Annotated in this window: 11 protein-coding genes and 1 pseudogene; 10 read left to right on the top strand and 2 right to left on the bottom strand. The window is 42.3% G+C overall.

Going from position 1 to position 11,448, the window contains the following annotated elements; all coding sequences use genetic code 11:
• The 6 genes and pseudogenes from CLV38_RS12820 to CLV38_RS12795 form a co-directional block, all read left to right on the top strand.
• Positions 1–141 (top strand): annotated as a pseudogene (locus CLV38_RS12820) (IS256 family transposase); the annotation flags it as partial.
• 197 nt (positions 142–338) lie between these two features.
• Positions 339–1,334 (top strand): aldo/keto reductase, encoded by a 996-nt coding sequence (locus CLV38_RS12815; protein WP_106196292.1) that lies wholly within the window; start codon positions 339–341, stop codon positions 1,332–1,334.
• Positions 1,335–1,361: 27 nt separating this feature from the next.
• Positions 1,362–2,207 carry an aldo/keto reductase gene (locus tag CLV38_RS12810; protein WP_106196290.1) on the top strand — a complete coding sequence of 282 codons (846 nt, stop codon included), beginning with the start codon at positions 1,362–1,364 and terminating at the stop codon, positions 2,205–2,207.
• 67 nt (positions 2,208–2,274) lie between these two features.
• On the top strand, positions 2,275–2,649 hold the full coding sequence (locus CLV38_RS12805; RefSeq protein ID WP_106196288.1) for a MerR family transcriptional regulator: 375 nt from the start codon (positions 2,275–2,277) through the stop codon (positions 2,647–2,649).
• Between the two features lie 70 nt (positions 2,650–2,719).
• Positions 2,720–3,148 carry a nucleoside-diphosphate kinase gene (ndk, locus tag CLV38_RS12800; RefSeq protein ID WP_106196285.1) on the top strand — a complete coding sequence of 143 codons (429 nt, stop codon included), beginning with the start codon at positions 2,720–2,722 and terminating at the stop codon, positions 3,146–3,148.
• A 476-nt stretch (positions 3,149–3,624) separates the two neighbouring features.
• Positions 3,625–5,322, top strand: coding sequence for a M23 family metallopeptidase (locus CLV38_RS12795; RefSeq protein ID WP_106196284.1), 1,698 nt, complete (start codon positions 3,625–3,627; stop codon positions 5,320–5,322).
• Positions 5,323–5,455: 133 nt separating this feature from the next.
• Here CLV38_RS12795 and CLV38_RS12790 read toward each other — a convergent pair whose 3' ends face one another.
• Together CLV38_RS12790 and CLV38_RS12785 are read right to left on the bottom strand one after the other, a co-directional pair.
• Positions 5,456–5,923 (bottom strand): threonine/serine exporter family protein, encoded by a 468-nt coding sequence (locus CLV38_RS12790; protein WP_106196282.1) that lies wholly within the window; start codon positions 5,921–5,923, stop codon positions 5,456–5,458.
• A 21-nt stretch (positions 5,924–5,944) separates the two neighbouring features.
• Positions 5,945–6,703, bottom strand: a complete 759-nt coding sequence (locus CLV38_RS12785; protein ID WP_106196279.1) for a threonine/serine exporter family protein — start codon at positions 6,701–6,703, stop codon at positions 5,945–5,947.
• A gap of 223 nt (positions 6,704–6,926) precedes the next feature.
• On the opposite strand from CLV38_RS12785, the gene recQ reads away from it, so the two are divergent.
• From recQ to CLV38_RS12770, 4 genes are all read left to right on the top strand, one after another.
• Positions 6,927–8,708: a DNA helicase RecQ gene (recQ, locus tag CLV38_RS12780; RefSeq protein WP_211295485.1), complete on the top strand. Its 1,782-nt coding sequence runs from the start codon at positions 6,927–6,929 to the stop codon at positions 8,706–8,708.
• A gap of 36 nt (positions 8,709–8,744) precedes the next feature.
• Positions 8,745–9,089, top strand: a complete 345-nt coding sequence (locus CLV38_RS13660) for a hypothetical protein (RefSeq protein ID WP_146129021.1) — start codon at positions 8,745–8,747, stop codon at positions 9,087–9,089.
• 185 nt (positions 9,090–9,274) lie between these two features.
• Positions 9,275–9,694, top strand: a complete 420-nt coding sequence (locus tag CLV38_RS12775) for a DUF1801 domain-containing protein (protein WP_106196277.1) — start codon at positions 9,275–9,277, stop codon at positions 9,692–9,694.
• A 166-nt stretch (positions 9,695–9,860) separates the two neighbouring features.
• Complete coding sequence (locus CLV38_RS12770) at positions 9,861–11,210, top strand: D-serine ammonia-lyase (protein WP_106196274.1); 1,350 nt, start codon at positions 9,861–9,863, stop codon at positions 11,208–11,210.
• The last annotated feature ends 238 nt before the right edge of the window (positions 11,211–11,448 follow it).

Raw genomic sequence — 11,448 nt, 5'->3', positions numbered from 1 at the left:
TTTCAGAATGAAGAATCTATGGATCGCTTTTTGGTTTCCCGTTTTGATACGTACAATCAGAAGTTTTTGACACGGATTCACCGCGGCTTCCAACAGGCTGAAGCGGAGCTAGAAAAAATGTTTGAAAGATTAACAAATTAATAAATCGATTTTATAGAAGGAGCACTTCATTTACACATAATTATTGACACTCCCAAAAGAAATCACTAACTCCTTAAGATTATGCATTTTCATTTTAAAAAGTTAAATAAATCTAAATAGATAAAGTTTCCTTTGACTTAAACCTGACTTTAAGTGGTAAAGTTAACGTATCAAATCAAAGAAGGAGAGTACACTATATGAAAACAGTTAAATTCGGCAATACCGGTATGGACGTGACACCGATTTGTCTGGGCGCAATGAGTTTTGGGGACCCGGATAACTGGATACACGATTGGGTACTGAGGGAAGAAGACAGTCGCAGAATTATCAGAAAAGCGCTCGATTTGGGTATCAATTTCTTTGATACAGCGAATATCTACTCAAAAGGAGAAAGTGAACGCATCTTGGGGAAGGCGCTGAATGAGTTTGCGGAACGCGAAGATATCGTAGTGGCAACCAAAGTCCACGGAACAATGAAAGACAGACCGAACAGCGGGGGATTATCCAGAAAAGCAATCATGCATGAAATCGAGCAGTCGCTTGAACGTCTGGAAATGGATTATGTCGATCTGTACATTATTCACCGATGGGACTACAATACGCCTATAGAAGAAACGATGGAGGCCCTTCATGATGTCGTTAAATCCGGGAAGGTCAGATATATAGGGGCATCAGCAATGTATGCGTGGCAATTCCAGAAAGCGCAGCATGTAGCTGAGAAAAATGGCTGGACTAAATTCGTCTCCATGCAGAATCATTATAATCTGTTGTACCGTGAAGAGGAACGGGAAATGATGCCATTGTGTGAAGATCAGACTATTGCCGTCACACCATACAGTCCACTGGCATCCGGGCGACTGGCTCGTGACTGGTCAGTTGAAACGAAACGGTCTAAGATGGATAAAGTCCAGGATATGAAATACGGTAAAACCGAAGAGCAGGACAAAATCATTGCGGACAGAGCAGCTGAAATCGCTGAGAAAAAGGGCGTGTCTCGCTCTCAGATTGCTTTGGCCTGGCTGCTGCATAAACCTCTAGTCGTCTCACCGATTATTGGTGCGACTAAAGAAAAGTATCTGGATGATGCAGTCGCTGCTCTTGATATCAGGTTATCTCAGGAAGAGATGGAATACCTTGAAGCAGCCTATGTGCCTCATGAAGTGGTAGGGGCTTCACCCAAACTGTCTAACTAATATTAAATCAACAGGAGGAGTAATTAAATGAAGACTATCACATTGAATAATGGACTGGAGATGCCTTTACTTGGCTTCGGAGTATTCCAAATTCCTGACGACAAGGAATGTGAACAGGCAGTTCTGGATGCTTTAGAAACGGGGTATCGCCTGATTGATACAGCCCGTTCTTATAATAATGAAGAAGCAGTGGGTAGAGCGATCAAAAAAAGTGGGATACCCAGAGAAGATATTTTTCTGACCACTAAACTTTGGATAGACGATACAGGTTATGATAGAACACTTGCGGCTATTGAAAAAGCTTTGGAAAAACTTCAAGTGGATTATATTGATCTTTATCTGATCCACCAGCCTTTCGGAGATGTCTACGGGTCTTGGAGAGCGATGGAGGAGATGGTTAAAAAAGGAAAACTTAAATCCATCGGTGTAAGTAATTTTCATATGGACCGACTGGTTGATCTGATCATCCACAATGAAATAGTACCCTCTGTCAATCAGATCGAAACACATCCGTTCAATCAGCGCACGGAAGACCATGCCATAATGGAAAAGTACGGAGTGATACACGAGTCATGGGCTCCTTTTGCTGAAGGAAAAGAGGATATCTTCAATAATGGATTATTAGTTGAGATAGGCAAGAAATATAAAAAAACAGCTGCTCAGGTCATCCTGCGCTGGCTGACTCAGAACAACATCGTTGCGATTCCAAAATCTGTACACAAAGACCGAATCCAACAGAATTTCAACAGTCAGGACTTCACCTTGTCACAAGAAGATCTGAAAAGGATAGCTGATTTAGACAGAAACAGCACGTTGTTCATCGATCATCGCTCACATGAAATAGTCGAACGATTCTCAAATTTGGATCGGTAACTGACAGAATCAGACGATTTAAATTATGCTGCTGCATAGCCATCGAGTACTGATCAAGGAGGAGAACATGAATATATCTGCTGTCGCAAAAGAAATGAGTATCAGTCCTTCGACGATTCGTTATTATGAAAGCATCAACCTGCTTCCGCCTATCACTAGAAATGAATCAGGCGTTAGAACGTTCAGTGAAGAAGATCTCAAATGGGTGGACTTTATAGCCTGTATGAGGTCAGCTGGACTGCCTCTGGAGATTCTGAAACGCTATGCTGATTTGGTTCGATCAGGGGATGAGACGCTCGAAGAAAGAAAACAGATATTAATAGAAGAAAAAGAACAGCTGAAAAAGAAAAAAGAAGAAATAGAGCAGGTTATAAATAGATTGAACTACAAAATTGAAGATTACGAAGGGAAGTTGCTGGCTAAAGAGCAGAAAATGATTTGAGAAACAGGACTGACAGTTTTCCAGAAGAAGACCGATATGTTGAAAGGTCGATCACAAGGAGGAATCGCATATGTCTCAATCCGTACTCGTCCTGATCAAACCGGATGCTGTGAGGCGCAGACTGACTGGTTTGATTCTGTCGGAGTTTGAAAAGCGAGAGCTGACTATTATAGATTTGAAGATGATGACAAGCTCCAGAAATAGAGCGGAAAAGCATTATGAAAGTTTGTTGGGCAAACCGTTTTTTGATGAGGTAGTCTCCTACCTGTCAAGTGGTCCGCTGGTGGCAGTGATACTTGAAGGAGATAACTGCATAGAAATTGTCAGGGATTTAAATGGATCAACTGACCCCAGGAATGCGGATAAATGTTCGATCAGAGGAAAATATGGGATCAGTAAAACCCAGAACACGGTTCATGCATCAGATTCACCTCAAAGCGCTGAAAGAGAAATAGCGCTCTGGTTTGATGGAGTCACCGATGGGTGCCAAGTATCATAAGAAACGCATAAAAACTGCAGATTGCCATGATTCAGTCATGGCTGCCTGTAGTTTTTTTAACTTAGTGTTTCCATATGAAATAATCTCTCTTAGAAAAGGGACGGGATGACAGAGAGATTGTGAATAGGGGAGGACAATAATAATGGACAGGGTGCATTTATATTCATTAAAAAATATAAGCAACATTAGTTTATTCAACATGCCTTTTAGAGCGCTCTAGGAGCGTCTTTCCTATCTAAATCTAAAAAAGCAAGCTATAACTGTTCAGATTGTGTCTAATTTAAGTGATTATTTGTCTAAAATTTGACTAAAATCAAGTGTAATACAACTGTAATGACCTAAAACCTTAATAAAAATACTTTAGATGCTATTATAAGTTTAGTTAATTAAACAAAAATATTTAAACTTAAAACCTATTGCATAAGATAATCTGCAGACAAAGTTGTGGACTAGAGAGAATTTTGGAGGAATGAATTTTGAAGAAGAAATTTACAGTTGGATTTTTAACATCAATCCTTTTAGCAGGATCGTTCCCAATTGCAGGATCACCTGTACAAGCTGAGAGCGTATTGGAAGAATTGCAAAAGGAAAAACAGGAAGTTGAAAGTCGCTCAGGTGAATTAGGATCTGTCATTAAAGAAACTGATGAAGAATTGCAGCAGCTTGCAGAAGAAAGACAAGAACTGGAAAGCAGTATCCAGGCATTACAGATTAGAATTTCCGAGTTAACTGAAGATTTAATCGAGCAAAGTGACCGTCTTGATAGAACTAACGAAGAAATCGAACGTTTGAACGAAGAAATCGAGCATTTAAATGTTCTGATCGCACAACGTGATGAGAAATTAATGCAGCAGGCCCGTGCAACACAAACCCAATGGAACCCGACGAATATCATACATATTATTCTGTCATCTGAAGATCTTTCTGATCTAATCAGCCGTGTGGGAGTTGTCAGCCAGTTAGTTTCGGCTAACCGCTCAATTATTGAAGACCAGATCCGTGATCAGAAACAGGTTAAAGAATCTGAAGAACAAGTTCAGGTTGAACGTGTAGAAGTAGAAAATGTCCTGGCGCAAATGCAGGCTACTCGTGAAGAATTGACTGATCAGCAAGTTGATCTGGATGATCAGATCATGCATGTAGCTGAATTGTATGAAATGAACGAAAATGAAAAAGAAAACTTCATTAGTGAACAATACGCTTTATCACAGAAGGCTATGACATTATCATCTGAAATCGAAACAGAAGAAGAACGAATCGAAGAAGAACGTCGTTTGGAAGAACAGCGTATTCGCGAAGAAGAGGAACGTCGTCGTGCAGAAGAAGAAGCTGAACGTCAGGCAATTGCTGAAGCAGCAAGAGTTCAAGCTGAAATAGAAGCACAGGAACGTCGTGAAGAGGAAGAACGTCAGCAGGCAGCAGCAGAGCATCGCGAAAACGAACAGCGTCAGCGTGCAGCAGCAGAGGCCGAAGAAGCTGAAGCACAAGCAGCGTCTCAGCGACGTAATGAAGAACAATCAGCAGCTCAGCAGCGTGAAGAAGAGCAGCGTCAGCAGGCGGCAGCACGTCAGCGTGAAGAAGAGCAACGTCAGCAGGCAGCAGCACAGCAGCGTGAAGCAGCCAGACGTCAGGCGGAATCAGAAGCAGCAGCGCGTCGTCAGGCCGAAGAAAGAGCAGCGGCAGATAGAGCTGCAGCTCAAAGAGCAGAAGCAGAGAAGAGAGCTCAAGAATCTCAAACGTCTTCAAGCAATAACTCAAGTTCAAATAATAGTGGTGCTCAGACAAATGCTGGATGGAGCAGACCGGCTAGTGGTCGTTTAACATCACCATTTGGTTATAGAATACATCCAATATTCAGAACACGCATATTACACAGTGGAATCGATATTGCAGGCAGTGGTGCAATCAATGCCACTCGTTCAGGAACTGTAACAGCTGCCGGATACAATAATGCTTTAGGGTATTACGTGGACATTAATCATGGTGGAGGATACTCCAGCAGATATTTTCACATGACACCTAACCTACTCGTTTCCAGAGGACAATCAGTATCTCAAGGACAGCGTATCGGGACAATGGGAACAACAGGAGATTCTACGGGTGTACACTTACACTTTGAGATTCACCGAAATGGTTCACCAGTTAACCCATTAAATTATGTGAGTGGCTATTAAGACATTCAGTATACAAATATGAAGAAAACAAAAAACGGAAGTTTCTCCTTAACAGAGAGACTTCCGTTTTTTATAGTGAACATGTCTGCAGGTGCCTAAGGGGGTTAGTCGCAAAGGCTAAAACTTCAGTGTACTATGGGAGATAACGTTTCTCCCGTTTACCAAATGCACGGTTTGAAAACACTTGGAACAGTCCACTGTTAACTGAAAGCCCGACTGCAATGGCTCCTGAAATCAGAAACGTTTCGGTTGCAAACATCAAGGCCATCTCCGGATTGCCTTCAATAAATGCCCGCATCATGTTATAGGCTGAACCACCAGGTACTAGAGGAATAATACCGGGGATTGCAAAGACGATCACAGGCATCTTGAAGTGACGAGCGTACCATTGACTGAAGAAAGCGACTAAAAAGGCTGCGACACCAACACCGACAAAGAGATCCAATTCGATTTCAAAAGCCAAAAAGTAATAGACAATCCATCCAACTGCCCCGGAAATACTGGAGGCAAACAAGGTTCGAGTAGGGACGTTATACAACACACCGAATCCGAAAGTAGCGATAAGAGCAGCAGCAAAATAAGATAAGTAGTTTAAATTCATATAGACGTCTCCTTAATATCTTTATAGAAAAGTCAGGACCATCGCAATGCCGATTCCAATTGCACCAGCTGTGAGTAAGGCTTTTGCCAGTACAGCGACGCCTGCTAGTAAATGCCCAGCCATCAGGTCCCTGAAACTATTCGTAATAGCCATACCCGGAACAAGAGACATGACACTGGCGATAATAATGATGTTGATATCTTGACCAAACCCCAATGAAATGAACAAAACAGCCAATAATCCTATGAAAAAAGAAGCGACCATCTCAGCAAAAAAACTGACATTTGTCCAGGCATTGACTGCTTCATATACTATATGACCCAGTCCACCGGCTACTACTGCCGGGATGATATCAGTATAAGTTCCACCGAACAGCAACGGGAAACCGCCACAAGCCAATGCAATCGCTAGATTACTCTGCCAGCGACTGAAATTACGGGGCGTATTTTTTATATTTAATAACTTTACCTTTACTTTTGCAGGGGGGAGCGCTCGCTGAGCAAGTTGTCTCGATAGATCGTTCACCATTGATACTTTTTCAAGATTCGTCTGCCGGTCTGTCATTCGAAGGAGCTCCGTATGATCCTGACCATCTGATCCCTGCACAGTTAAAATCAGGGCGGTAGGAACAACAAATACATTAATGTAAACTAGGTTATAACTCTTGGCGATACGGTATAATGTATCCTCCACACGGTAGGTTTCTGCGCCGTTCTCAAGCATCACTCTACCGGCTTCGACACAGACATCTAAAATATCCGCTACTGGGTACTTCTGCATTGCTACTCCTCCTGAACGTTTTCATTATGCTAATTATAACCATTATGAACAGGTTATGCGAATAGAAAATAACATTTCAGACTATTTATACGTGAGATTATATGTGGATGGATAATAAGTATAATAGATGAACCATCCTATTAGTGAAAACTCTAATATGGTAAAATGAGTCAGTCTGAATAAAAACATCTGTACATACCCGAAAGAATTTAGGAGCGATATAGTGAACACAATCAATCAAACACTTAAACAGTATTATGGCTATACGTCATTTAGACCAGGGCAGCAAACCATCATCGAAGCCATTTTAAAGGGACGAGACGCTATGGGCATCATGCCGACAGGTGGAGGGAAATCGATTTGCTATCAGATTCCGGCCATAGAGATGGAAGGGATCACTCTAGTCATTTCTCCTCTTATTTCTTTAATGAAAGATCAGGTAGATGGATTAGTGGCAATGGGCGTAAAGGCTGGTTTTTTAACTAGTCAGCTGACTTTAGATGAACAGAACGAAACACTTCGTCAGGCGATGAATAATGAGATTGATCTGCTATATGTTTCGCCCGAACGTCTGGAAAATACGTACTTTTTAAGTCGGTTAAGACAGATGCAGGTTAACTTGATAGCGGTTGATGAGGCCCATTGTATTTCTCAATGGGGACACGACTTTAGACCAAGTTACCAGGCGATTCCAGCAGTCAGAGATCACTGTTCAACGAATCCTCCATTTGCCGCATTTACGGCAACGGCCACTCAAAAAGTCAGAGAAGATATCGTAGCGAAACTGGAATTGAGTAATCCTTATGAATTTACTGCTAGTTTTGACCGTCCGAATTTAACATTTTCAATCGTACACCCTAAGAAAAAGCAGGTCAAACTACTGGATTTGTTAAAAGACAAGGAATCGAGTATTATTTATTGTAATACACGCAAAAATGTTGAACGCGTCCATTCGTTATTAAAGAAAAAAGGCTATGACGTCGGGTATTATCATGCGGGATTAACTTCAGCTGAACGGACACAATATCAGGAAGATTTTTTATACGATAAATCACCGATCATTGTAGCAACTAATGCATTTGGAATGGGTATCGACAAATCCAATGTCAGGCGGGTCATTCACTATAACTTGCCTTTAGATATGGAAAGTTACTATCAGGAAGCAGGACGTGCTGGAAGGGATGGGGCTCCAGCTGAAGCGATCCTATTTTACTCCAGTCAGGACATTATTACTAACAATCTGCTGATTGAACAGGGAAACCATCCGCACGCAAAAAAGAATTTAAATACGATTATTTCATATTGTAAAACGGGTCGGTGTCTGCGCAAAACGATTCTTGACTACTTTGATGAAAATCCTTCATTTGATTCCTGTGCCAATTGCTCAAACTGCAATGGGGAGACTGAGCTGGTTGAAGTCACTCAGTCCTGTCAGAAAATACTGTCGTGTATTTTTCGCATGGACCAGCAGTACGGAATGGGCTTGATTACCGATGTACTAAGAGGAAAAGAGAATGCACGGATAAAGAGCCAGGGCTTTAATGAATTGTCGACTCACGGAATTATGAAAGATTCAACTGATGAAGAGATCAAAGACATCATTGCTTTAATGGTCAGCGAACAATTCCTGCACGTAGGAGGAGATCAGTACCCGATACTGAAATTCACTGAAAAGTCAGTCGACCTGCTTCACGCACGTCACCAGTTGTTTATGACCAAACATCAGAAAGAAACAGTTAAGGCTAAACAGCCATTTACCGAAGAATATGAAGAGGATCTGTTTGAACAATTGAGGGCTTTGCGAAAAGAAATCGCTACAGAAATCGGCAAGCCGCCATTTGTCGTATTCACTGATAAAGCGTTAATGAGTATGGCCTCAGTCTTTCCGCTTACACCCGAGGATTTCCTTTCCGTACACGGGGTTGGAGAAGCAAAATTGGAAAAATACGGAAATGAATTTATAGAAGTCATTAAAGCCTATACAGAAGGAAAGGAAACAGTTTAAGCTATACTGTAAGTGTAGCTTCCATTTTGAGAATAGATGAGTAGAAGTGGCAGCAGCTTCAGCAGAGTCGAGCAGATTAGTCACCGAGTAAGCCGAAGTGGCAGCAGCTTCAGCAGAGTCGAGCAGCCTAGTCACCGAGTGAACCGAAGTGGCAGCAGCTTCAGCAGAGTCGAGCAGATTAGTCACCGAGTAAGCCGAAGTGGCAGCAGCTTCAGCAGAGTCGAGCAGCCTAGTCACCGAGTGAACCGAAGTGGCAGCAGCTTCAGCAGAGTCGAGCAGATTAGTCACCGAGTAAGCCGAAGTGGCAACAGCTTCAGCAGAGTCGATCAGACTAGTCACCGAGTGAGCCGAAGTGGTAGCAGCTTCAGCAAAGTCGATTAGACTAGTCACCGAGTGAGCCGAAGTGGTAGCAGCTTCAGCAAAGTCAGACATTGACCATAACTGAGTAGGCCGAAACTGCAGAATATGAGCAAACTCTGCTTAATGGGCCTACTGACTTTACCGAACTGGGCAATCCTTGACAATTCCGTACAATTCTTGACTAATTTTAAAGAGGAGTGACAGCAATGTATAAAGCTAAAACAACCGAAACTGACCGAAGTGTGACTGCCTTTATTGAAACAGTGGAACGCCCGTCAATAAAAGAAGATGCCTACAGGTTGTTGTCTATTTTTGAAGAAGCCACAGGGTTGACTGCGAAGATGTGGGGGCCAAGTATAATCGGCTTTGGCTCGTATCATTATAAATACGAATCGGGACATGAGGGAGATTCCATGCTTGTCGGATTTTCTCCACGAAAAGCCAAGATCAGTTTGTATCTCTATCAGGCTTTACCGGAAAGAGAAGAGCTGCTGTCAAAACTGGGCAAACACACAGCTGGAAAAGGGTGTGTCTACATCAACAAGGTAGATGATATCGATAGTGATGTGCTGAAGGATATGATTACAAAGTCAGTTGATTATTTGAATAAGCTGTATAATAATTAAGTATTGAACAAGATAAATAGAACTTGTTATAATTAGATAAAAGGTTTCTTATCTTATGATGAGAAGCCTCTTCTTATGCTTTATTTCTGGACCGATTATGCTACAATGAGGTGGCTGAAATGGATTGGAAGATGAATGAGAACATGAACCCGAAAGGAAGTATTTAATGTCAACTATCACAATGGATCAACTAATTAATTCTAACCCTGTATTGAACAACATCAAACACTCAAAAGAAGTTTTCTGGCAGAATCCAATGTATTTACCTGTAAAAGAAGCGACACCTAAAACTAATTACTCAATGATAAATATTGAAGATTCAGAAGCGCGTCTGCAGCGCTTTGCATCCTTTATTCGAATCGCCTTTCCCGAGACTGAAGAAACAGAAGGCATCATCGAATCCCCCCTGTCACAAATCAAAGAGATGCAGGCACACTTAAACGAAACATTCATGACCCCTATCGAAGGGAAGTTATGGCTGAAACGTGATGATCTCCTGCCTATCTCAGGAACCATCAAAGCAAGAGGCGCGATCTATGAAGTATTGAAGCATGCAGAAAATCTGGCTCTTGAACACGGCATGTTGAATAGTATGGAAGAAGACTATTCAGTATTTGCCAGTGAAGAATTCGAGCAGTTTTTCTCTCAGTTCCATATTGCAGTGGGAACGACTGGGAATTTAGGCATCAGTGTCGGAACTATGGCCCGCAAACTGGGCTTTAACGTGACAGTTCATATGTCAGTAGAAGCGAAACAATGGAAAAAAGACTATTTAAGAAGTAAAGGTGTAGAAGTTATCGAGCACGATACTGACTTCTCAAGAGCCGTTGAAAACGGACGCGCTGAATCGGACGCCAACCCGCAAAGTTACTTTGTAGATGATGAGCACTCGGAGGAATTATTCCTTGGGTACACAGTTGGTGGCTATCGTATGAAAAAACAATTGGAAAATGAAGGCGTCGTAGTAGATGCTGATCACCCGCTGTTTGTCTACCTGCCATGTGGCATTGGTGGATCACCTGGTGGCATCACCTTTGGACTGAAACAAGCTTTTGGTGAACACGTACACTGCTTCTTTGCAGAACCGACTAAGATGCCAAGCATGCTGGTCGGCTTGCTGACAGAAAAATACGATGAAGTGTCTGTCTTTGACCTGGGATTAGGTGGTCTGACGATAGCGGATGGATTAGCTGTTCCGCGGACCTCCGGATTAGTTGCAAAACTGATGAGAACATTCTTCGGTGGCGGTTTTTCCGTTCAGGACGATGTGTTCAAAGCGTTACTATCCAGCCTGTATGAGAAAGAGTCGATTTTCCTTGAACCGGCTGCTGTAGCTGGCATGATTGGCCCTTACCGTATGGCCACTACTGAGGAAGGTAATGATTACATCAAGTCTAAAGGTCTCTCTGACAAAATGCATCAGGCAACGCATATTGCGTGGGCGACTGGTGGATCTATGGTACCTGAAAAAGATCGTAACGTCTTTCTTGAGGAAAGCAAAGCTTACGCCCTTTAAAACTGAATAAGGAAAAAGGATATCATGATAAATGATATCCTTTTTTATTTCATGTGCGCCCGGCATGGGCGACAACTTGGTGGTGAAAGTCCACTACAGACTTGGCAGTAGGAACTGTTAGCGAAAGACAAGGGTGTCCGCCGTGAGGCGGAATCTGAAGGAAGTCGGACGCAAATGCTTGCACTGACGAACAGAAACTTCATATCAAGGCTTAATAGAACGGATGAGCTTGCATGAC

The organism is Alkalibacterium olivapovliticus (assembly GCF_003003275.1).
GTDB classification, from domain to species: Bacteria; Bacillota; Bacilli; order Lactobacillales; family Carnobacteriaceae_A; genus Alkalibacterium; species Alkalibacterium olivapovliticum.
The sequence above is the reverse complement of the archived record's forward strand: the minus strand, read 5'-3'. Positions and strand labels throughout refer to the sequence as shown.

Excerpts from the sequence above, each read along its gene's own strand:
- CLV38_RS12785 (WP_106196279.1), bottom strand. The coding sequence starts at position 6,703 with ATGCAGAAGTACCCAGTAGCGGATATTTTAGATGTCTGTGTCGAAGCC.
- CLV38_RS13660 (WP_146129021.1), top strand. The coding sequence starts at position 8,745 with ATGAGTAGAAGTGGCAGCAGCTTCAGCAGAGTCGAGCAGATTAGTCAC.
- CLV38_RS12790 (WP_106196282.1), bottom strand. The coding sequence starts at position 5,923 with ATGAATTTAAACTACTTATCTTATTTTGCTGCTGCTCTTATCGCTACT.
- CLV38_RS12770 (WP_106196274.1), top strand. The coding sequence starts at position 9,861 with ATGTCAACTATCACAATGGATCAACTAATTAATTCTAACCCTGTATTG.
- CLV38_RS12775 (WP_106196277.1), top strand. The coding sequence starts at position 9,275 with ATGTATAAAGCTAAAACAACCGAAACTGACCGAAGTGTGACTGCCTTT.
- CLV38_RS12805 (WP_106196288.1), top strand. The coding sequence starts at position 2,275 with ATGAATATATCTGCTGTCGCAAAAGAAATGAGTATCAGTCCTTCGACG.
- ndk (WP_106196285.1), top strand. The coding sequence starts at position 2,720 with ATGTCTCAATCCGTACTCGTCCTGATCAAACCGGATGCTGTGAGGCGC.
- CLV38_RS12815 (WP_106196292.1), top strand. The coding sequence starts at position 339 with ATGAAAACAGTTAAATTCGGCAATACCGGTATGGACGTGACACCGATT.
- CLV38_RS12810 (WP_106196290.1), top strand. The coding sequence starts at position 1,362 with ATGAAGACTATCACATTGAATAATGGACTGGAGATGCCTTTACTTGGC.